Origin of the sequence: Pantoea sp. ICBG 1758 (assembly GCF_002928325.1) — a bacterium.
Lineage (GTDB): Bacteria > Pseudomonadota > Gammaproteobacteria > Enterobacterales > Enterobacteriaceae > Pantoea > Pantoea eucrina.
Genome location: NZ_POWL01000001.1, coordinates 1,285,312 through 1,305,878, shown reverse-complemented (window position 1 = coordinate 1,305,878; position 20,567 = coordinate 1,285,312). Strand labels below are relative to the sequence as shown.

Sequence of the window (20,567 nt, the reverse complement as noted above, 5' to 3'; positions counted from 1 at the left end):
CGACCGCCAGAGCAGTCGCGTTTGTCCATTTTTACAGCCGCTACGCGTAACGCGTCGCCGTTAGTCGACGCGCAGCACGCGGCTGGTGTTGGTGGTACCGGTTGCGCCCATCACATCGCCCTGGGTGACAATCACCAGGTCGCCGGAGACGAGGAAACCTTTATCGCGCAGCAGATTTACCGCGTCGTGGGCGGCAGCCACACCGTCGTTGTTGCTGTCAAAATAGACCGGCGTCACGCCGCGGTAGAGAGCGGTCAGGTTCAGCGTACGCTCATGGCGCGACATCGCAAAAATCGGCAAACCTGACGTGATACGTGACGTCATCAGCGCGGTACGGCCTGATTCGGTCATGGTAATAATGGCAGAAACACCCTGCAGATGGTTTGCCGCATACATAGCTGACATCGCGATCGCTTCTTCGACGTTGTCAAACTGCACGTCCAAGCGATGTTTGGAGACGTTTACGCTTGGGATCTTTTCAGCGCCGAGGCAGACTTTCGCCATCGCAGAAACGGTTTCCGCCGGATATTGCCCGGCTGCGGTTTCCGCTGACAGCATCACGGCGTCAGTACCATCCAGCACGGCGTTGGCCACATCCATCACTTCCGCACGGGTTGGCATGGGATTGGTGATCATCGATTCCATCATCTGCGTGGCGGTAATGATGGTGCGGTTCAGCTGACGGGCGCGACGGATCAGCGCTTTCTGAATACCAACCAGTTCCGGATCGCCGATTTCAACGCCCAGATCGCCGCGCGCCACCATGACAACGTCAGACGCGAGGATAATATCATCCATTGCTTCCTGTGTCGCAACCGCTTCTGCGCGCTCCACTTTGGCCACCAGCTTTGCATCACAGCCGGCGTCGCGAGCCAGACGACGGGCGTAGTTCATATCTTCGCCATTGCGCGGGAATGACACCGCCAGATAATCAACGCCGATTTTTGCCGCCGTGACGATATCCAGCTTATCTTTTTCAGTCAGCGCTTCGGCAGAGAGGCCGCCGCCCAGCTTGTTGATACCTTTGTTATTAGAGAGCGGACCACCGACGGTAACTTCAGTGAAGACTTTCACATCCTGCACCTCCAGCACCTTCAGCTGTACGCGGCCATCATCGAGCAGCAGAATATCGCCCGGCACGACATCTTCCGGCAATCCTTTGTAATCGATGCCGACTTTTTCTTTGTCGCCTTCACCTTTGCTCAGGTTCGCATCAAGCAGAAAACGATCGCCGACGCTGAGAAATACTTTCCCTTCTTTAAACGTAGAGACGCGGATTTTTGGCCCCTGCAGGTCGCCGAGAATCGCCACGTGACGCCCCAGCTTGGCGGCTATCTGACGTACGCGATCGGCGCGCTGCTGGTGATCTTCGGGCGTGCCGTGGGAGAAATTAAGGCGTACTACGTTAGCGCCTGCCGCGATGATTTTTTCAAGGTTATTGTCGCGGTCGGTTGCCGGGCCGAGGGTAGTAACAATCTTGGTTCTTCTGAGACGACGTGACGGGGATTTTGAGATGAAAGCTGTAGGGCTGGTCATTCGGTGATCCTTTTATTCTATCTGATTGATTGGCATTAAATTTACAATGCGCGTGTCTCTGTTTGGCTATTGATACTGCTTCCAGGGTGTTGACGCAAAAGGGCTTGAAGTATTAACGCCAGGTAAACGCTTACACCTAAGGTACACCAAATGTCTGACCCTGTTAAGATGGGTCTGCTTTGTCAAAGTGCGGAGCGATCTATCACGCTAAAACGCGGCACAGGATACCCCCGGTTTTGCTTGCGCATTTTTAGCATCGGTATAACACGGCTGCATAGCAGAGCTAAAATGCGCCCGAACGGCACCGCACAGACATGAAAGCGCTTACATCACCATGATTTAGTAAAAATTTGCTCTGTGAAGCACGCCTTCGCGCAGCGGCAGATAAATGCGAAGCTGAATTCTTTGTCATACTTCTGCAGGCCCCGTCTGTAATGACTGACGTAAACCCTGGTCAGGGACGCCGGCCTGTTGGTTACGCGACGTCGCGATGAACAGCGGGACGCTCGCTTGTCCTGGCGCGGCGAAAAAAGTACATTGTGCCGTAAGAACATGACAATAAAGGTCCGGGATGGTGAGGATGCACATCCGGGAGATCCTGCAACGAGGAGAGGAAAATGGCGGTAACACAAACAGCCCAGGCATGCGATCTGGTGATTTTCGGTGCCAAAGGCGATCTTGCACGCCGTAAACTGTTGCCTTCGCTGTATCAGCTGGAGAAAGCTGGTCAGATCCACGAAACCACCCGTATTATCGGAGTAGGGCGTGCGGAGTGGGATAAAGCGGCTTATACCAAAGTGGTACGCGAGGCGCTGGAAACCTTCATGAAAGAGAAGATTGATGAAGCGCTGTGGGATAAGCTTAGCGGCCGTCTCGACTTCTGTAACCTCGATGTGAACGATACAACGCATTTCACCAAACTGGGTAAAATGCTCGATCAAAAAGAGCGCGTAACCATTAACTACTTTGCTATGCCACCGAGCACGTTCGGTGCCATTTGTGAAGGGCTTGGCGCAGCGAAGCTGAACGCAAAACCTGCCCGCGTGGTAATGGAAAAGCCGCTGGGTACCTCGCTAGAAACCTCGCGTGAAATCAACGACAGCGTGGGTAAATTCTTTGACGAGAGCCAGGTGTTCCGTATTGACCACTATCTGGGCAAAGAGACGGTGCTGAATCTGCTGGCGCTGCGCTTTGCTAACTCAATCTTTGTGAATAACTGGGACAACCGCACCATCGACCACGTGCAGATCACCGTGGCAGAGGAGGTGGGGATTGAAGGCCGCTGGGGTTATTTTGATAAAGCGGGCCAGATGCGCGACATGATTCAGAACCACCTGCTGCAGGTACTGACCATGATTGCTATGTCACCGCCCTCCGATCTCAGTGCAGATGCAATCCGCGATGAGAAAGTAAAAGTACTGCGTTCACTGCGCCGGATCGATCAAACCAACGTGCGTGAAAAAACCGTACGCGGTCAGTACACGGCAGGATTTGTACAGGGTAAAAAAGTACCGGGCTATCTGGAAGAGGAGGGCGCTAACAAGCAGAGCGCAACCGAGACTTTCGTGGCTATTCGCGTTGATATTGATAACTGGCGCTGGGCGGGTGTACCTTTCTACCTGCGCACCGGCAAACGTCTGCCTTCCAAATGCTCTGAGGTCGTCGTCTATTTCAAGAACCCGGAGATGAACCTGTTCAAAGACTCCTATTCTGAACTGCCGCAGAACAAACTCACTATTCGTCTGCAGCCGGATGAAGGTGTGGATATCGAGATCCTTAACAAAGTACCAGGGCTGGATCACAAGCATAAGCTGCAGACCACTAAGCTGGATCTGAGCTATTCAGAAACCTTTAATCAGTCACATCTGGCGGATGCCTATGAGCGTCTGCTGCTGGAATCGATGCGCGGCATTCAGGCGCTGTTTGTCCGTCGCGATGAGGTAGAAGCAGCATGGGGCTGGGTGGATTCGATTATCGAGGCCTGGAATGCGGATGGCGATGCCTCTAAACCGTATCAGGCAGGCACCTGGGGCCCGGTGGCTTCCGTTGCGATGATCACCCGCGACGGCCGTTCATGGAACGAATTTAGCGAGTAATCGCCCGTCGTACGGATGCGCTATTCAGACTCAACCAATACCTCTGCCATGCAGGGGTATTTTTTTGCGCAGCGCGTGCCAACGCCCATAGCAGAGAGAGTCCACAGCAGCATCACCACGTGGTGCTGCATAGACGCAAAGCCGTTTTATCTTGTATGGTAAAGCGCTAATGATGAGAACGCAGCCGTCGGGGCTGCGGTGACCAGGGAAACCTCATGAAGAACTGGAAGATAAGTGCAGAGCAGGTGCTGAGCACCGGACCGGTCGTGCCGGTCATTGTGGTGAAGCAGCCTGAGCACGCTGTGCCGATGGCAAAAGCGCTGGTCGCAGGCGGTATCCGGGTGCTGGAGGTGACGCTGCGTACGCCGGTTGCGATGGATGCGCTGCGCGCCATTATTCGTGAGGTGCCGGAAGCGATTGTGGGCGCCGGTACGGTTATCAACACGCAACAGCTGAAAGAGGTCACGGATGCAGGCGCGCAGTTTGTGATAAGCCCGGGACTGACCGAATCGCTGCTGCGGGCCGCAACAGAGGGGCCGGTACCGCTGATCCCGGGGATCAGCACCGTATCAGAGCTGATGATGGGTATGGATCATGGCCTGCGCGAATTCAAGTTCTTCCCGGCTGAAGCCAGCGGCGGCGTAAAGGCGCTTTCCGCGCTTGCCGGACCTTTTCCGCAGGTACGGTTTTGCCCGACCGGCGGCATTTCACCGGCAAACTATCGTGACTATCTGGCGCTGAAAAGCGTGCTGTGTATCGGCGGCTCGTGGCTGGTACCGGATGAGGCGCTGCAGCAGGGCGACTGGGAGCGGATCACGCAGCTGGCGCGTGAGGCGATAGCGGGCGCGCGGTAGCCCGGGAAGCAGATATCTGGCAGCAGGCGTATGGCCTGCTGCCAGCGCTGTCAGCCTTCGGCGGTTATCGCTGCCGCACTGGCGACGGCGCGCGCTACCGCCTCTTCCGTGCTCTCTCCGGTTGCCAGCGCCACGCCCAGGCGCCGCTGTCCGCTGATCTCCGGTTTACCAAACAGACGCAGCTGCAGACCCGCGCCCAGCGCGGCATCAACGTGCGCAAAGCGCACATCCTGACTCTCCAGCTGCGGCAGGATCACGGCTGACGCCGCCGGTCCATACTGGCGAATACTGCCGATCGGCAGCCCGAGAAACGCCCGCACGTGCAGAGCGAACTCAGAGAGATCCTGAGAAATCAGCGTCACCATGCCGGTATCATGCGGGCGGGGCGACACTTCGCTGAACACCACCTCATCACCACAAACGAACAGCTCAACGCCAAACAGGCCATATCCACCCAGCGCGTTTACCACGCTGGCCGCAATCTCCTGCGCCCGTGCGAGGGCAGCGGCGCTCATCTGCTGCGGCTGCCAGGATTCGCGATAATCTCCCTCCTCCTGGCGATGGCCGATCGGGGCGCAGAAGTGGATGCCGTCAACGGCGCTGACCGTCAGCAGCGTAATTTCGAAATCGAATCTGACCACGCCTTCAACAATCACCCGGCCGGCACCGGCACGACCACCCTGCTGGGCATAATCCCACGCCTGCTGCAGCGCGTCCGCGCTGCGAATAAAGCTCTGACCTTTGCCGGATGAACTCATCACCGGCTTCACGATGCAGGGAAACCCTATCGCTTCCGCTGCGGTAAAAAAGTGCGCCTGGCTGTCGGCAAACTGATAGCGTGAGGTGGGCAGGTTCAGTTCTTCAGCGGCCAGACGACGGATCCCCTCCCGGTTCATGGTCAGGCGTGCGGCGCGTGCGGTCGGCACCACTTTCTGCCCCCGGGCTTCAAGCTCAACCAGCGTATCGGTGGCAATCGCCTCAATTTCCGGCACCACAAAGTGCGGCTGTTCACGGGCAATCAGTGCAGCCAGCGCCTCGCCATCGAGCATATTGATTACGTGGCTGCGATGCGCAACCTGCATCGCCGGCGCATCGGCATAGCGATCGACGGCGATCACTTCCACACCTAAACGCTGGCACTCCAGCGCGACCTCTTTACCCAGCTCGCCTGAGCCCAGCAGCATAACGCGCGTGGCACCGGGTCGCAGTGCCGTTCCGAGAGTTGTCATACCTGTCACCTTAGCAGTCAAAAAAGCGCCAGCAGTATATACGAAAACGTTTGCGCGCTCACGTTTTACGCCGGTAAAGATTTTCCGTACTTTGCCTGCTCTGACATTTTCTGACGCAGGTTGCGCCAGGATAAAGCGGGCTAACTTAAACGGGAGTTAAACAATGAATCAGTGGCTGCAGCAGCTTCAGACGGTTCTGGCAAAGAAAAAGGGCGGCACTTCCGGGTTGGGTGACCTCCTGGGGCCCGGGGCACTGGGTGGGCTGGCAGGCGTGCTGGCGGGCAGCAAATCGTCACGTAAGCTGCTGACAAAATTTGGCGGCAAGGCGCTGCTGCTGGGCGGCGGTGCGGCAGCCGGTGCGCTGTTATGGAATAAATATAAAGATCGTATCCGCACAGCGTATCCGCCCGCATCCGGCACTGACGGGCAGCAGACGCCGCCTGACCAGCGCGCAGAGCGGCTGATCGCTGCACTGGTATTTGCGGCCAAAAGTGATGGTCATATTGATGAGGCTGAACAGGCTGCAATTGAGAAACATATTCAGCAGGCGGGCTATGGCGCGCAGGCGGAAAGCCTGATTAAGCAGGCGATGGCGCGTCCGCTCGATCCGCAGTGGCTGGCGGCTGGAGTAAAAAATGAAGAGGAGGCGCTGGAGCTATACGTGCTCAGCTGTGCAGCTGTCGATATCGACCACTTTATGGAGCGCAGTTATCTCACCGCGCTGGGCGATGCGCTGAAAATTCCGCAGGATGTGCGTGACGGGATCCAGCGAGATATCGCCGCAGAATCTGCTGGCTGAGAGGTCTGAAAAAGCTGCGCCTGCGGCAGTTCTGGCATTCCCGCCTGATTGGTGCCACGCTTGCATAAAACGATTTCTCCGGGAGAAACCGCGTTATGAAACAGCCGCAGGCAAAAAAAATTCCGCATGTCATGACGTTGCATGGCGATACGCGCACCGATGATTATTTCTGGCTGCGCGATGACGATCGTGAAGACCCCAGCGTGCTCGCCTATCTGCAGGAGGAGAACCGCTACGGCAGGGCGATGATGGCGTCGCAGAATGCGCTGCAGGAGAAGGTGCTGAAAGAGATTGTCGATCGTATTCCGGGTCAGGACTATTCCGTGCCCTATACGAAAAACGGCTTTCGCTATCAGCGCCGCTATGAGGCTGGCAACGAATATGCAGCGTTTTATCGGCAGCCGGTTGAGGGCGGAGCGGACGCACCCTGGCAGCTGCTGCTTGACGGCAACCGGCGCGCTGCGCACAGCGACTTCTACACCATGGGAGCGCTGGATATCAGCCCGGACAATCAGGTTATGGCACTGGCGGAAGATTTTTTATCGCGCCGTCAGTATGGTATCCGCTTTCGTAACCTGCAGAGCGGCAGCTGGTATCCTGAAGTATTACATAACGCCTCATCCAGCGTAGCCTGGGCAAACGACTCGCGTACGCTTTACTATGTGCGCAAACATCCGAAAACGCTGCTGGCGTATCAGATATGGCGCCATGAGCTGGGCCATCCGCAGAGTGATGACCAGCTGGTATATGAAGAGAAGGATGAGAGCTTTCATCTTAGCGTGCATAAAACCACGTCAGAGCACTTTATTCTGATTGCGCTCTTCAGCACCACCACCAGTGAGATCCTGCTGCTGGACGCGGAGTATCCTGACGCGCAGCCGCAGGTATTCTGCCCGCGCCAGCGCGATCACGAATACAGCATCGACCACTATAACCACAATTTTTATATCCGCTCGAACCGCGACGGCAAGAACTTCGGTCTCTACCGCAGCGCCTGGCTGGCGGAGCAGCGCTGGGAGACGCTGATACCGGCGCGCGAGCACGTCGTTCTGGAGGATTTCCAGCTGTTTCGCAGCTGGCTGGTAGTAGAAGAGCGCCAGCGCGGCGTCAGTACTTTGCGGCAGATTAACCGCGCCAGCGGCGAGAGCTATGGTATCGCGTTTGACGATCCCGCCTATGTGACCTGGCTGGCGTTTAACCCCACGCCGGAGAGCGATACGCTGCGCTACGGCTACTCCTCGATGACCACGCCCGATACGCTGTTTGAACTGAATATGGAGACCGGGGAGCGGCGCATCCTCAAACAGACGCCGATACCAGGCTTTGATCCGGATGAGTACAGAAGTGAGCACCAGTGGATCAAAACGCGCGACGGTACCGAAGTGCCGGTATCGCTGGTTTATCATCGGAAATATTTTCAGCGCGGTAAAAATCCGCTGCTGGTCTATGGCTATGGTGCCTACGGCAGCACAATGGAGGCGAACTTTAGCGCCAGCCGCGTCAGCCTGCTGCAGCGCGGTTTTATCTATGCCATTGTGCATGTCCGCGGCGGGGGCGAGCTGGGCCAGCAGTGGTATGACAGCGGCCGTCTGATGCATAAGATGAACAGCTTCACCGATTTTATCGACGTGACGCAGGGGCTGGTGGCCAAAGGCTATGGCGATCCGCAGCGTCTCTACGCCATGGGCGGTAGCGCGGGCGGGCTGCTGATGGGCGCGGTTGTCAATATGGCACCGACCCTGTTCCACGGCGTGGTAGCGCAGGTGCCGTTTGTGGATGTGGTGACAACCATGCTCGATCCTACTATTCCGTTAACCACCGGCGAGTATGATGAGTGGGGCAATCCGGAACAGCCCGACGCCTATCACTACATCAGCCGTTACAGCCCCTATGATAATGTGACCGCGCAGGCGTATCCGCATCTGCTGATCACCACCGGGCTGCACGATTCACAGGTGCAGTACTGGGAGCCCGCCAAGTGGGTGGCAAAGCTGCGCGAACATAAAACCAGTGACGCGCTGCTTCTGCTCTGCACCGACATGGACTCCGGCCACGGCGGTAAGTCGGGACGCTTTAAATCCTATGAGGGCGTTGCGCAGGAATTTACGTTCCTGATTGCGCTGGCGCAGGGCAGCCTGCCGGATCGGGTGGATTACTGATCGTCTTTGACATATTTACGCAGCGCCTGCCGCAGCGGCGGGCGCAGATCGCGGACATTGTCCAGTACCCAGCGCAGATAACCCGGATCGCGGCGCGCAATAGCGCTGATACTCTGTCCGCGATATTTGCCAAATGGAAAGATATCGCCGGAGAGCGCAGCCGGTTCAGTCCGGCTTACCATCTCCGCCGGACTCCAGCCGGAGATCTCCATAATACGGATCAGCAGCGCGGCGGTAACGTAGCAGTCATAAAGCGCGCGGTGTGCATGCAGGTCTGCAGGCGGCGTCACCTCAAGTTTCAGGCTGTGCCGCAGCACCTGATTACCATATTTAATACCGGGCCACAGTTTGCGCGCCAGCGTCATGGTGCAGATCCATTCGCCCGGCATGGCGGGCAGCATGCGGCGGTCAAAGCTGGCGTTATGAGCCACATAGTGCGGACTGCCGTGATAGCGGCTGATGATCGCTTCTATCGGAGGTTTATCCGCCACCATCGCTTCTGTGATGCGATGCACCATCATTGCCTGACGACTGATAGGGCGATCCGGGCAGACCAGATCGCTCATCGGATTGACAATCTGTCCGTCAATGACATCCACCGAGGCGATCTCTACCACGCCGCCCTGCAGGCCGCAGGTTTCTGTATCTATCACGCGTAACATAGGTTATTTCTGCTTAGGTTCGTAGGGCAGGCGGGAGAGGCTGAGCGAAGCCTGGCGATAGTGCATCAGGCGCTGACGGAACCAGTCGCGCAGCGCTTCCGGCTGCTCGCGTTCAACCATCTCCGCCACGACCGGCATATTGTAGCGCTCTTTGAACGCGACGCCTGCCGCCGCCAGCTCAACGTTGACTTTGTCTTTCTCTTCCTGCGACAGCTGTGCAAGATTATAACGCATGCTTTTCTCCTGATAATCAGCGGCAAAAATAATGGTTTCATGCAGCAGGATCAAGGGCAACCGGATCGCACTGCAGGTCTCGACACGCTGAATCGGGCGGCGTATCCTGCTGCCACATCAGCGGCAGCGCCGGAAAACCCGCCGGGTAATCTGTCTGCCTGCCGTGTCAGTGAAGATGAAATGAGGTCAATATTTTGCTGAAAAAAGTGATCCCTGCCTGCCTGCTGCTGGCGCTCTGCAGCCAGGCGCTGGCGGGCGAAATTATTACGGTCAGTCGTTTTGAAATCGGTAAGGCAAAGTGGCCCTTCACGCGTGAAGAGGTGATGCTGACCTGTGAAAAGGATGGCGCACTGTTTGCCATTAACCCCAGCACGCTACTGCAGTACCCGCTGAATGAAAAAGCGCTGGCGCGTGCCGATGCGGGGCAGGGCACGCTGCAGTCGATTAATACTATCCTGGCAGATGATAAGGCGCATCCCGGCAGTAAAATGTCGCTGCAGCCGATTATCGATCGCGCGCAGCAGCTGTGCGTTAAGTAAAAGCCGGCAGACGCCGCCGTCAAAAAGCGTTGCAGGCGTCTGGTAGTGCCAGCGCGATCACAGAGTTGGCAGCTTTCCGGCTCGCCTCAGGCTGCTTGCTGGACAATGTTCGCCGTTGGACTACCTTTAAAAGGCAAGGCACCTCGCCTTCAAAAATGCCAACTTTTAGCGCACGGCTCACTACGAGCCATTTCCCTGGACCCGATACAGGAATCGTATTGGGTCTTTTTTTAATTGGTTGTTTTCAAAAGATAATTCAGGCATTTCCCGGTATTTAACTGACATCTCACTCCGGACGGCACTCGCACTGGTTCTGAACAGGTAAATCCAGGCGTTAGCGGATAGTCAGTCAGCTACCTGACAGAACAGAAGCGTTATCCCTTTCCCTGATCCACTATTTTATAAAACAGTGGAACGATCGCTCGCCGGAAACGGTGTTTTAACCTGGCTTTTAACGGTCGTGATGACATAAGTTGATTCCAGATAGCCTTTTTTTGCCGGGCAATCTCGCTCATATCATTATTACCGTTTATTGTAGACTGGCTGGCTTCTTCGGAGAGCTGAACCGGATGCGGAATCACTGAAAAAACGCTTACAAAAGCGTGCTCTTCAAAAAGCGTCCACTTATCTGCAGTGATCCAAATAGGGTGCAGGTTTTTTAACAGAGATTGCGCAGCTTTGTGGTTAATTACGTAGGAGTGAGTGGTGGTGGCCTGCAGCGTTTTATGCAGAGTATGTTTATGGGTTAAATGAGAGACAGGAGATGATAGATAACTGTTTGCCCGGCTAAAAAGGATCACTTCTGGCCTATGACTGGCTGGCTTTATTTTTTCCAGTACGTCGCTGGCTTCGCGAGTGAAAATAATGTCATCTTCCAGAATCATCGCAGCTTCAATATTGCTGTCGACGATTTTCTGGTAAATTTTTTGATGACTCAATGCACACCCAATCTCTCCGGGTAAAAACGCATAATTAATGGTTGCGCTTGCGGCAGCTCGTTCATCGGCTGTCATGAGCGTGCCATCGACCGCTTCGACAAATTCATAATCAAGATTAAGTGCATCAAGCTGGGACGCAATTTTATTCCGTCTTTCAACCGATCTTTTTAAGTTTACAATAAAAATTTTCATTATCTGCCGGGCGCGATGTGCGTTTCCTCTGTATTCATGACCTGAATAATGCAGATATTATCATATAAATAATCTTGCTGAGTATATGGCCTCAGTTGGTAACAGGCTGCGTTCTGCAGGTTGTAAGCCGGATAAAACAGGATAAAAGTTTGCCTTATTGCTGACACAGGCTACGCTTAAAGGGTGACAACTCAATGCGCCGCATCTAACGACGGACTGTTTGCTAATCAATGATGATAAACAGGCGCACCAATTCAGGGCTCTGCTTCGGCAGGGCCTTTTCTTTGCCCGCTGCTGACCTGAATGTACAGGCAGCAGCGGGTAAAGCGCTCACTCCAGCAGATAAATACCCGCAACAAGTGTGCCGACAGAAATAATGTGCAGTAGCTCAGTCATGGTTCGCCCTCCCGGATATGTACAGACAAAGTCAAGGACGGATATCACACTTCGTCAAATTTAATCATGGCGGGTGATTATTCTGAAACAGTGCTATCGTCCTGCGTTTTGTCTGAATTCAGCGTGACAGCGGTGATATCAGCAAATCGCTAACTGATTAAGTTCAGGGAATAAAGTGGTTTACCTGCCGCACTAACTTCAGGTTGGGCTGTCTCAGTTACAGATGTTTTAGTCCGTATCGATCTTAAAAACACAGCAAAACTCTTTTTTTGTACTATATTGTTATAGCAAAGGGTGAGTTTTGTAAAAAAGAGTCATGCTGTACCCTTAACAATAAACAGACAGGCCGCGAAAGGCCGTTTTAAACCAAAGGATATAAAAATTATTTCAGTTTCAATTTCTATGCGTTGCCCTCACTGTCTGGGCTCGCAGTATCGCAAATCCGCATTTGACGTTTCTGAGAAGAATCCGGCGGGTGCTAAGTGCATATTCTGTAAAACAGCGATGGTTGCTCTTAACCCTGCGGCGATGAATACGTTAGCTAAGCTTAAAATGAATAACGATATGCTTCACAGATAACCGATCTCTGCCACGCAAAAGGCCACCTCAGGGTGGCCTTTTTACTTGTTGCGGACGACAGCATCTACCCCGATGGCTACAGAATAATCCAGCGCCTGGCAGGCGCTCAGGCTTCAGGCTGGCCTGCCGGGCCTTTACTCATCGGCCCGCCGGGCACCGGATGCTCCATCGGCGGAGCAGGGCGGCCATCCGGACCCAGCGGGCGTTCCGGCTGCTGACAACCGGCCAGCATCAGCAGGCTGGCAGAGATAATTAATCCACTAAAAAACAGCTTCATCAGAGACTCCTTGATTAACAGGCAACCCGGCGTTGCACATTAACCCTAGCTGATAAATCTGTGCGCTGACGGCAGCGGCTGGCTTAATTTTATCGTCCTGATTAAAACCGCTGTAAGGCCAGATTTTTATCTCAGACGTCGCCATTCATGGCGTCATTGCTTCTGTTGCCTATACTTAGGTTCTTGATGACAGGAGGCGAACATGTTCAAACATAACAGTAATGAAGAGCGTAAACATGAGGGCGATGTAGCCAAAGGATTGCCTGAAGCGGCCCCCTCTGCCGGAAATGCGTATGAAGAGGATGACCATCCGGTTCAGGACGCGCCGGATGAGCATGGCGAAATTCCCCGTACGCGTGACAGCAGTGAAGATGAAAAGAAAGATCCCTGGGAAGATAAAGGGAAATAACGCGTAGACGCTAAATAAGAGTGGTGTGACATTTATCTTTTTTTCTGCGGCTGGCGCACATATCCCTCAGGCTGCCGCAGAGCGTCAGACAGCAGTGCCTATACTGAAAATACCCAACCCAGGGTCAGGAGGTAAATATGTCAGAACGTCCAGAAGATATTCAGCCTATCCCCGATGATGGACAGGCACCCGGTGCAGATGAAGATTTGCCCATGGATGACGGTGCTGTGCCCAATGATGACGCGCTTCCTGTGGATGACACGCGCAGAATCTGATCGGGATGTATTTACCACTCAGTTAACCCGTATGGCCTGACGCTATACGGGTTTTTTAATGAGCGCTTCTCTGGCTGTACCTGAGATCGGGAAAGAGTAAAGCAGCGTTATACTGCCTGAAATGGTATAAAATGCCCTGGTTTCGTATATTTCAGGACAGATCATTAATGGCAGATACACACTATTTACTTTGGGTAATGACAGGGACGCTGACCATCCTCAGCCTGTTTATTGGTGCAATTGTCGGACAGGCAAAAACCCGCCGGCTGGGTATGATGACCTTTACCGGTCTCTGGGCATTTTTTATGCTGGCAATATTTTTGATAACCCGCTAACCCACTATCAGCAGATGCACCAGCCGGGCCAGCGATTCAAGCAGCAGCAGGCTGCCGGTCACCAGCATAATCAACACAATGATAAACTGCTTACGGCCTTTCATGCTGTGCTCTCCATGGCGACGCCATACCGGCATTACACTATGCCGGTTGGGTTAAACTAACGCTCAACCATCAGATTATGAGCCGCAGCCTGCTAGCGAAACAGCCGGCCGTCACGCACCAGCTCGCGCGGATAGCTGTTTTTAATGCGGTTGCCCACTTTTTTAGCCAGTCCAAGCGGCTGCTGCTGCCAGGTGACGATGACTTCATCCCGGTCAGGCAGTGTCTCCGGGTGGATATCCTGTCCGCGATACCAGCTTTCCGCTTCCGCTTCATTCAGCGCAAACGCCAGCGATGCATCAGGCCTGGCCAGTGCCATCACCGCCTCATGCTGCCAGCGGTAGCCTTTGGGAAAGGTTTCAGCCAGTTTCAGACCAATGCGTGAGAAGCGTACCTTATTCAGCCACTGCTCTGCGCTGGCCGGAAACAGCCACAGCTCTTTATCGCGCTGCCAGAGCGTCAGGCTCTCATCCCACTGCAGGCCCACCTTAGCCGCTGCCTGCATCACCTCCGCGCTGAGTTTTCGGCTGGCGGGCGCAAACGGCAGTTTCCCGAGTTTATAGCCCGGCGCCGGCAGTGCCGGTACGCTGGCGGTTTTACGCAGACGCGCGACGAAAAATCCTTCGCTGTCGAAGCAGTGAGGAAACACGTGCAGATAGCCTTCCGGCGTCAGGGCAGCCTCTGCGCCGGCAAACAAATCCTGCAGCGACATGATCTCAATGGCGTCGGGATAGCGTGTCAGCAACCAGGCTATGACCTGCTGATTCTCGATGGTGTTAAGGGTACAGGTTGAGTAGATCAGCACGCCACCGGGCCTGAGCGCGTGAAAAGCGCTGTCGATAAGATCGCGCTGGGTGGCCGCAATCGCCTCGGTGCTGGCCAGCGTCCAGTTGCGCAGCGCATCTGCATCTTTACGCACCACGCCTTCGCCTGAGCAGGGGGCATCAAGCAGGATGGCGTCGAACTGTTCCGGCAGCGCTGCGCCAAACACCCGGCCATCGAAATGCGTCAGCGCCACGTTGCTGACGCCGCAGCGGCTGATATTGGCATGAAGGACTTTGACCCGGCTGGCGGAGTATTCATTGGCGAGGATCGCGCCGCGATTATGCATCAGCGCCGCCAGCTGCGTGGTTTTGGATCCCGGTGCCGCCGCCATATCCATAACCTGCTGTGCGTCCGGCGCGGCGGCAAACAGCGCCGTTACCGGCAGCATCGAGCTCGCTTCCTGAATGTAGAACAGACCGCTGAGATGTTCAGCCACGCTGCCAAGCGGCAGGCTCTCATCATCGCGCTCGATCCAGAATCCCTCTGCGCACCAGGGAACCGGCGTCAGCCGCCAGCCATACTGCGCCGTGCGGGCAAGAAAATCAGCCACGCTGATCTTCAGCGTGTTGACGCGTACACTTTTGCGCAGCGGCTGCTGGCTGATAGCAAGAAAGCGTTGCAGTTCAGCCTCATCAGGGAGGCTGGCACGCATGAGGGTAATGAACTCTTCAGGAAAACGACTGGACACAACAATTTACCGCGCTGACAAATGATGGACTCAGTGTAACACGCGCAAAGAGAACGGGCAGCCTGCTGGCTGCCCGGTTGTTTAGCGCGGAGCAGGGATAGCGGTACCCCAGTCACGCCACGCTTTCGGCGCTTCATCCTGCAGCAGGAAGTGTTTGTTGGCGCCTGCCTGCGGTGCCAGCGGCACGGTTGGCGGCGTAGCGAACTGAATGCCGCCGCGAATAAACTGCTGGAAGGTGCCGGTTTTCACCACGCCGCCAATCAGGCCAAAATCGAGGTTATAACCGGATGCCAGCCAGAATACTGAGTTATTCCGCACCAGATGCTGATACTTTTTACTGATGCGCAGCGCAATCTGCACCCGATCGGCCATATTACCCAGCGAGGTGCCGGTGACCGTACCGACCTCAACGCCGCGGAACAGAACCGGCGTACCCAGGGAGAGCGATCCCGCCTCGGCGGCATCGACATAAATGTTCAGGCCGTTCAGGTAACGCGAGTCGGTGATTGTGCTTTCCTGCAGCTCAAAGCTGCGCGCCATCGCACCTTTGCCGGGATCGACGTTGACATAGGGCTGCAGAATCGTCTCCAGATGGTTAACGCCTGCCGCAGAAATTTCCGGCGATACCACTGAGAAACGGCTGCCCGTGCGGGCAAAGTCCTGCACATACTCCGGATAGAGCACGGCTTTAGCGACCACCTGATTGTTATCCTGACTCAGCGCCAGCGACTCCACCTGACCGACATTAATACCGAGATAGCGCACCGGCATGCCTGCCGCCAGCTTGCTGCCGTCGTAGGTGTGCAGGGTGATCTGGCTGCCGACGGCGCGCGCTGCGGTTTCTGACGCATAGAGCACGCGCTTAACGCCTTTTTTCGCCTGTGCACCGGTCAGATTGTCAAAGCTGATGGCGCCTTTCAGCGCCCGGTTAATCGGCGACGCCTGCACGGTCAGACCGCTGCCGTTGAGCTGCACTTTTGCGCCACCTTCGGCCCAGAATACGCTTTCGCTGGTCAGCAGCTTGCGATACTGCGGCTGGATATGCACTAAGATATCAAACGCATCCGCACGCGGCACCACGTCGACCACTTCACCGACTTCAAACTTACGGTAGAGCACTACTGAACCTGCCTGTACGTCCGGCAGGCTGGTTGCCGTCAGCGTCAGCGTGGCAGGCGGCTGATCGCCGGTGATCCCTTCAGCAGCACGCTCGGCGTCTGCATAGAGTGGGTAGCGGCTGGAGGCTTTCCCTTTTGCGCCGGGATCGAGACGAATACCGCCATCCACCCATTCACGTGCGCTGGCACCCAGCACCTGCATACCATCAAGGCCAAATTTTACGTTCAGGCGACTGTTGACGATAAACTTGCTGTCAGCGTGCACCAGCTGACGATATTCAGGATTAATCGCGACCACGAAATTGATGCCGTTCTCATCCAGTTTGCGCGAGATCACCTGACCAATCTTCATGCCATAGATCACCAGGGGCTGGCCGGCATCGATACCGTAGGTTTCCGGCGCGCTAAGCTGTACCGTCAGGACATCCGGTTTCTGCAGCAGCGTTTCGCTGGCGGGCAGCACGCTGAAATGGTCCTGCGGTTCGCCCTCACCGGGCACCAGCTCCAGCGTGTTACCGGTGAGCAGGCTGCTCAGGCTGGTGTCAGTGAGGCTGAGTTTCGGTGCGCGCATCTCAATACGTGTTCCGCTGCGCATCAGGCCGGTCACTGAGGGATCAATCGTCAGTTCGCCAGAGACTTTGCCGTCAGGCAGCAGCGTAAGTTTTGTCAGGATGCCTACTTCCAGCCCCTGATACATCAGAGGCGTACTGTTGGCTTTGAGGTTGTTACCATCAGGCAGATCGAGGTTAATCAGCACGCCGCGCTGGCTGTGTGCCAGATCCGGATAGAGCTGATAGTTCTGCTCGCTCTCAGCCGGTTCGCCTTTATCGGGTGAATCAAACGCGATAGCGCCGTTTACCAGCGCGGCCAGACTCTCCAGCTTCACTTTCGCGCCGCTCAGGCTGACATCTGCATCAATACCGGAAACATTCCAGAAGCGGCTCTGCTTTTTGATGAGATTGATAAAGCGCCGCTCGATCAGCACATCAATGGTGACGCCATCAGTATTGCTATTAAGGCTGTAGTCATAGACGTGACCCACCGGAATTTTCCGGTAGTAGACCAGCGAGCCGGTATTAAGCGAGCCGAGATCGGGCGCATGCAGATGGATGAGCAGCTCGCCGGTATTGACCCGGTATTTAGGCTGCGTATCAAGCGCGGTGAAATGGTCGCGCTCTTTACCATCGCCAGGCATCATACCGATGTAGTTACCGCCCACGAGCGCATCAAGCCCGGAGACGCCGGCCAGGGAGGCTTTTGGCGTCACCAGCCAGAATTGTGTATTCTCGCGCAGGGCGTCGCGCATATCGCTTTTGATGCTCGCTTTGATACGAATGCTGCGATAATCATCACTCAGCTCAATACCCTGCACAGTACCGACCTCCACGCCCTGATAACGAATCGGCGTGCGGCCCGGCACTATGCCGTCCGCCGTCTGGAAGTTGATGGTAATGGTGGTACCGCGCTCCTGATAATTGGTCCATAAAAGCCAGCCGGCAATCAGCAGGGCGATAATGGGCAAAAGCCAGAATGGCGACAACTTGCGTTTGTTACGCACGGTTGCGCTAGTCGGTGTAGTCGGCGTTTCCTGTTGCATGTGCATCCCAGATCAGGCGGCTATCCAGCCACTCAACAGCCATAATAGTCAGGATTACCGCTGCGCCGAAGTAAAGCGCGGCAGGTCCCATGGTAAAAGCCAGCAGCTGATCGCGATTGACCAGCGACATGGTTAAAGCAATAACAAACAGATCCAGCATCGACCAGCGTCCCACCCAGGTCACCACGCGCAGCAGCCGGATGCGGGTTTTCAGCCCCTGTTCACATTTGAAGTGAATACTGAGCAGCAGCGTCAGCATCACCAGCACTTTAGTGAAAGGCACCAGGATACTGGCGATAAACACCACCGCAGCAATGGGAATATTGCCTGAGCCCAGCCCGAGGATACCGGAAAAGATAGTGTCTTCACGCCGCGAACCGTTTACAAACACCACGGAAATCGGCAGCAGGTTGGCGGGTATCAGCATCACGATCGACGCAATTAACGCCGCCCAGGATTTTTGCAGGCTGTGGCGACGGCGAAAATCAAGCGGCGTGTGGCAGCGGGTACAGCGACCACGCTCATCGGGCATGCCGGTGTGATGACAGTTGAGGCACACCTGCCAGCGCTCTGGCGGCGCGGTTGGGATGGACTGGGGATAGTAATGCTCCCAGAGCTCTTCCACATTAAGATGAATAATAGTGAGCAGGCTTAACAGGGTCAGAGCTACGTAAGCGACCAGACCATAACCCAACGCCAGCGAGGCGTAATCCTGAACTTTGATAGAGGCGACGCCAATACCTACCAGGTAGATATCCAGCATCACCCACTCTTTCAGCCGCTCAAGCATTAGCAGCACCGGTCGCAGATTCATGCCCAGCCGGTTGCCAATCCACAGATAGCTGATGCCGGCAACCAGCGTCACCGGAGCCCCGATTGTACAAAACGCGACCATGGCGGCCGTCAGCACGTTGCCCTGCTGCGCCATCTGCAATACGCCTTCCAGCAGACTGGCGTTTATGCGCATGCCAAGTAAGCGAATTTCAACCAGTGGCAGGCTGAAAGCAAAGGGCATCAGCACCAGCATTGTCACTGCCATCGCGGTCAGACGACGCATTGACCAGTCACGGCCATTCTGGATTTTGGCATGACAGCGCGGGCAATAAGCCGTTTGATGCGATTTCACATCCGGTAAGGAAAAAAGGGTATCGCATTGGGGGCAACGCTGATAACGTGCGTGGGGCAAGCTCTGGCTGATAGCGTGAATTTTCATAAGTGACGCGAGTGGCCCATCATTCGTTACGGTTGCCGGCAGTCTGAACAGAACGTGCAGCCTGCACTATCTTGTGGTACGAGATCAGTCTCAATCATAGCGTGCTAAGGGTATAGCAACTTATTCAATGATTCACCTTGTTGGGCTGGATTATTAGTGCTTATTTTAACAACTGAGGGAAAACTGATACCTCTCAGTGATGAATTATGGTTGATCAATGAACAAAAAAGCCTTTTACGAGGAATTAAATCGTGATGCCCGGGCGCTGCTGGCGGGCGAAACCTCTTTTCTTGCCGCGCTGGCTAACTGCAGTGCGCTGCTGTTTGAGCGTCTGGAGGGGGTTAACTGGGCAGGCTTCTATCTGCTGACTGAAGAGAATACGCTGGTCCTGGGTCCGTTCCAGGGCAAGATTGCCTGCGTGCGTATTCCGGCAGGTAAAGGCGTTTGCGGTACGGCAGTGGCTGAAGAGCGCGTGCTGCGCGTGGATGACGTTCATGCGTTTCCCGGTCATATCGCCTGCGACGCCGCCAGTAACGCAGAAATCGTGATTCCTCTGAAAGTGAACGGCCTGCTGGCAGGCGTTCTTGATATCGACAGTACGCTTTATTCCCGCTTTGACAGTGAGGATGAAGCAGGGCTGGTAGCCCTTGCCGACGGGCTTTGTGAGGTGCTGGCGAACAGCAACATCGAAAAATTTATTGCGCTGTCGCATAGCTAATCGTCTGGATTGCATGGCATTTGGCGATGTTGTCATTATAATGTCGCCTGTTCATGCCCGCTCTGGTCGGCAAATCCGTTGTAATCAGGAAATTTCATGGAAAATCAACCTAAGTTGAATAGCAGTAAAGAAGTCATCGCCTTTCTGGCGGAACGTTTTCCGCACTGCTTTAGCGCCGAAGGTGAAGCGCGTCCGCTCAAAATCGGTATCTTTCAGGATCTGGTCGAGCGTGTTCAGGGCGAAAATAGTCCGAGCAAAACGCAGCTGCGTTCAGCTCTGCGTCTTTATACCTCCAGCTGGCGTTATCTTTACGGTATCAAAGCCGGCGCAACGCGTGTCGATCTCGATGGCAACGCCTGTGGCGTACTGGATGAGCAGCACGTAGAGCATGCGCGGAAGCAGCTGGAAGAGGCAAAGGCACGCGTTCAGGCGCAGCGTGAGCAGCAGCGGGCGAAGAAGCGCGAGGCAGGAGAGGAGAGTGCAGAGCGTCGTCCGCGTAAGCCAGCACCGCGTAAAGCGGCTGAAGGTGATACGCCGCGCAAGCCGCGCCCTCAGACGCCACGCACCGGTGCTGCAGAACGCAACGCCGCACCACGTCCGCCGCGGGCAAAACCCGTTACCGACACCTCAGCTTTGCAGCCAGGCCAGAATATTAAAGTCAAAGCAGGCAAAAGTGCTATGGACGCCACCATTCTTGAAATCACTAAAGATGGCGTTCGGGTACAGCTTGCTTCAGGCCTGGCAATGATTGTGCGCGCAGAACACTTGCAGTTCTGAAACGGAGGCCCGACCCTGGC

General features: G+C 55.4%; 19 protein-coding genes. 10 read left to right on the top strand and 9 right to left on the bottom strand.

Features of this window, described 5'->3' with window-relative positions; all coding sequences use genetic code 11:
• Window positions 1-60: 60 nt before the first annotated feature.
• Window positions 61-1,536, bottom strand: coding sequence for a pyruvate kinase (gene pyk / locus C1Y41_RS06395; RefSeq protein WP_052246499.1), 1,476 nt, complete (start codon window positions 1,534-1,536; stop codon window positions 61-63).
• Between the two features lie 617 nt (window positions 1,537-2,153).
• Here pyk and zwf point away from each other — a divergent pair.
• Window positions 2,154-3,632 (top strand): glucose-6-phosphate dehydrogenase, encoded by a 1,479-nt coding sequence (gene zwf, locus C1Y41_RS06390; protein ID WP_071668883.1) that lies wholly within the window; start codon window positions 2,154-2,156, stop codon window positions 3,630-3,632.
• A gap of 215 nt (window positions 3,633-3,847) precedes the next feature.
• Window positions 3,848-4,486: a bifunctional 4-hydroxy-2-oxoglutarate aldolase/2-dehydro-3-deoxy-phosphogluconate aldolase gene (locus tag C1Y41_RS06385; protein WP_094111070.1), complete on the top strand. Its 639-nt coding sequence runs from the start codon at window positions 3,848-3,850 to the stop codon at window positions 4,484-4,486.
• Between the two features lie 50 nt (window positions 4,487-4,536).
• Here C1Y41_RS06385 and purT read toward each other — a convergent pair whose 3' ends face one another.
• Window positions 4,537-5,715, bottom strand: a complete 1,179-nt coding sequence (purT, locus tag C1Y41_RS06380; protein WP_104085098.1) for a formate-dependent phosphoribosylglycinamide formyltransferase — start codon at window positions 5,713-5,715, stop codon at window positions 4,537-4,539.
• A 163-nt stretch (window positions 5,716-5,878) separates the two neighbouring features.
• On the opposite strand from purT, the gene C1Y41_RS06375 reads away from it, so the two are divergent.
• Both C1Y41_RS06375 and C1Y41_RS06370 read left to right on the top strand, forming a co-directional pair.
• The gene (locus C1Y41_RS06375) at window positions 5,879-6,514 is read left to right on the top strand and encodes a tellurite resistance TerB family protein (RefSeq protein ID WP_104085097.1); all 636 of its coding nucleotides are present in this window, start codon (window positions 5,879-5,881) and stop codon (window positions 6,512-6,514) included.
• Between the two features lie 95 nt (window positions 6,515-6,609).
• Window positions 6,610-8,673 (top strand): prolyl oligopeptidase family serine peptidase, encoded by a 2,064-nt coding sequence (locus tag C1Y41_RS06370; protein WP_104085096.1) that lies wholly within the window; start codon window positions 6,610-6,612, stop codon window positions 8,671-8,673.
• Here C1Y41_RS06370 and exoX read toward each other — a convergent pair.
• On the bottom strand, window positions 8,667-9,335 hold the full coding sequence (exoX, locus tag C1Y41_RS06365; protein WP_104085095.1) for an exodeoxyribonuclease X: 669 nt from the start codon (window positions 9,333-9,335) through the stop codon (window positions 8,667-8,669). The genes C1Y41_RS06370 and exoX overlap by 7 nt on opposite strands.
• Window positions 9,336-9,338: 3 nt before the next feature.
• Entirely contained in the window at window positions 9,339-9,569 is a 231-nt protein-coding gene (locus tag C1Y41_RS06360) for a DNA polymerase III subunit theta (RefSeq protein WP_039385974.1), read from the bottom strand.
• 191 nt (window positions 9,570-9,760) lie between these two features.
• Here C1Y41_RS06360 and C1Y41_RS06355 point away from each other — a divergent pair, with 191 nt between their 5' ends.
• Window positions 9,761-10,108: a YebY family protein gene (locus tag C1Y41_RS06355; RefSeq protein WP_039384858.1), complete on the top strand. Its 348-nt coding sequence runs from the start codon at window positions 9,761-9,763 to the stop codon at window positions 10,106-10,108.
• Window positions 10,109-10,482: 374 nt separating this feature from the next.
• On the opposite strand, the gene C1Y41_RS06350 is transcribed toward C1Y41_RS06355, so the two are convergent.
• Window positions 10,483-11,238, bottom strand: coding sequence for a glycosyltransferase family 25 protein (locus C1Y41_RS06350; protein WP_104085093.1), 756 nt, complete (start codon window positions 11,236-11,238; stop codon window positions 10,483-10,485).
• Window positions 11,239-12,319: 1,081 nt separating this feature from the next.
• Window positions 12,320-12,490 carry a hypothetical protein gene (locus tag C1Y41_RS20105; protein WP_039384855.1) on the bottom strand — a complete coding sequence of 57 codons (171 nt, stop codon included), beginning with the start codon at window positions 12,488-12,490 and terminating at the stop codon, window positions 12,320-12,322.
• Between the two features lie 202 nt (window positions 12,491-12,692).
• On the opposite strand from C1Y41_RS20105, the gene C1Y41_RS06345 reads away from it, so the two are divergent.
• The 3 genes from C1Y41_RS06345 to C1Y41_RS20100 all read left to right on the top strand — a co-directional run bounded on the left by C1Y41_RS06345 (window position 12,693) and on the right by C1Y41_RS20100 (window position 13,509).
• The gene (locus C1Y41_RS06345) at window positions 12,693-12,899 is read left to right on the top strand and encodes a hypothetical protein (protein WP_039384852.1); all 207 of its coding nucleotides are present in this window, start codon (window positions 12,693-12,695) and stop codon (window positions 12,897-12,899) included.
• Between the two features lie 137 nt (window positions 12,900-13,036).
• On the top strand, window positions 13,037-13,174 hold the full coding sequence (locus C1Y41_RS20020; RefSeq protein ID WP_158086430.1) for a hypothetical protein: 138 nt from the start codon (window positions 13,037-13,039) through the stop codon (window positions 13,172-13,174).
• A 167-nt stretch (window positions 13,175-13,341) separates the two neighbouring features.
• A complete protein-coding gene (locus tag C1Y41_RS20100; RefSeq protein ID WP_166713891.1) occupies window positions 13,342-13,509 on the top strand; it encodes a hypothetical protein in 168 nt (55 codons plus the stop codon).
• A 196-nt stretch (window positions 13,510-13,705) separates the two neighbouring features.
• On the opposite strand, the gene rsmF is transcribed toward C1Y41_RS20100, so the two are convergent.
• The 3 genes from rsmF to yebS all read right to left on the bottom strand — a co-directional run bounded on the left by rsmF (window position 13,706) and on the right by yebS (window position 19,052).
• Complete coding sequence (gene rsmF, locus C1Y41_RS06340; RefSeq protein WP_104085092.1) at window positions 13,706-15,130, bottom strand: 16S rRNA (cytosine(1407)-C(5))-methyltransferase RsmF; 1,425 nt, start codon at window positions 15,128-15,130, stop codon at window positions 13,706-13,708.
• 75 nt (window positions 15,131-15,205) lie between these two features.
• Window positions 15,206-17,839 carry a PqiB family protein gene (locus C1Y41_RS06335; RefSeq protein ID WP_104085091.1) on the bottom strand — a complete coding sequence of 878 codons (2,634 nt, stop codon included), beginning with the start codon at window positions 17,837-17,839 and terminating at the stop codon, window positions 15,206-15,208.
• Entirely contained in the window at window positions 17,808-19,052 is a 1,245-nt protein-coding gene (gene yebS, locus C1Y41_RS06330) for a membrane integrity lipid transport subunit YebS (protein ID WP_071668878.1), read from the bottom strand. Before yebS ends, C1Y41_RS06335 begins: the two co-directional genes overlap by 32 nt.
• Window positions 19,053-19,269: 217 nt before the next feature.
• Here yebS and C1Y41_RS06325 point away from each other — a divergent pair, with 217 nt between their 5' ends.
• Both C1Y41_RS06325 and proQ read left to right on the top strand, forming a co-directional pair.
• Window positions 19,270-19,770, top strand: a complete 501-nt coding sequence (locus C1Y41_RS06325; RefSeq protein ID WP_104085090.1) for a GAF domain-containing protein — start codon at window positions 19,270-19,272, stop codon at window positions 19,768-19,770.
• 96 nt (window positions 19,771-19,866) lie between these two features.
• Window positions 19,867-20,547: an RNA chaperone ProQ gene (gene proQ / locus C1Y41_RS06320; protein ID WP_039384840.1), complete on the top strand. Its 681-nt coding sequence runs from the start codon at window positions 19,867-19,869 to the stop codon at window positions 20,545-20,547.
• The last annotated feature ends 20 nt before the right edge of the window (window positions 20,548-20,567 follow it).

What these genes read in the sequence shown, in the direction of transcription:
- pyk (WP_052246499.1), bottom strand. Translation starts at nt 1,536, where the DNA reads ATGACCAGCCCTACAGCTTTCATCTCAAAATCCCCGTCACGTCGTCTC.
- C1Y41_RS20105 (WP_039384855.1), bottom strand. Translation starts at nt 12,490, where the DNA reads ATGAAGCTGTTTTTTAGTGGATTAATTATCTCTGCCAGCCTGCTGATG.
- exoX (WP_104085095.1), bottom strand. Translation starts at nt 9,335, where the DNA reads ATGTTACGCGTGATAGATACAGAAACCTGCGGCCTGCAGGGCGGCGTG.
- C1Y41_RS06360 (WP_039385974.1), bottom strand. Translation starts at nt 9,569, where the DNA reads ATGCGTTATAATCTTGCACAGCTGTCGCAGGAAGAGAAAGACAAAGTC.
- C1Y41_RS06325 (WP_104085090.1), top strand. Translation starts at nt 19,270, where the DNA reads ATGAACAAAAAAGCCTTTTACGAGGAATTAAATCGTGATGCCCGGGCG.
- C1Y41_RS06370 (WP_104085096.1), top strand. Translation starts at nt 6,610, where the DNA reads ATGAAACAGCCGCAGGCAAAAAAAATTCCGCATGTCATGACGTTGCAT.
- zwf (WP_071668883.1), top strand. Translation starts at nt 2,154, where the DNA reads ATGGCGGTAACACAAACAGCCCAGGCATGCGATCTGGTGATTTTCGGT.
- C1Y41_RS06385 (WP_094111070.1), top strand. Translation starts at nt 3,848, where the DNA reads ATGAAGAACTGGAAGATAAGTGCAGAGCAGGTGCTGAGCACCGGACCG.
- C1Y41_RS06335 (WP_104085091.1), bottom strand. Translation starts at nt 17,839, where the DNA reads ATGCAACAGGAAACGCCGACTACACCGACTAGCGCAACCGTGCGTAAC.
- C1Y41_RS06375 (WP_104085097.1), top strand. Translation starts at nt 5,879, where the DNA reads ATGAATCAGTGGCTGCAGCAGCTTCAGACGGTTCTGGCAAAGAAAAAG.
- C1Y41_RS06345 (WP_039384852.1), top strand. Translation starts at nt 12,693, where the DNA reads ATGTTCAAACATAACAGTAATGAAGAGCGTAAACATGAGGGCGATGTA.
- purT (WP_104085098.1), bottom strand. Translation starts at nt 5,715, where the DNA reads ATGACAACTCTCGGAACGGCACTGCGACCCGGTGCCACGCGCGTTATG.
- C1Y41_RS20100 (WP_166713891.1), top strand. Translation starts at nt 13,342, where the DNA reads ATGGCAGATACACACTATTTACTTTGGGTAATGACAGGGACGCTGACC.
- C1Y41_RS06350 (WP_104085093.1), bottom strand. Translation starts at nt 11,238, where the DNA reads ATGAAAATTTTTATTGTAAACTTAAAAAGATCGGTTGAAAGACGGAAT.
- C1Y41_RS20020 (WP_158086430.1), top strand. Translation starts at nt 13,037, where the DNA reads ATGTCAGAACGTCCAGAAGATATTCAGCCTATCCCCGATGATGGACAG.
- proQ (WP_039384840.1), top strand. Translation starts at nt 19,867, where the DNA reads ATGGAAAATCAACCTAAGTTGAATAGCAGTAAAGAAGTCATCGCCTTT.
- yebS (WP_071668878.1), bottom strand. Translation starts at nt 19,052, where the DNA reads ATGAAAATTCACGCTATCAGCCAGAGCTTGCCCCACGCACGTTATCAG.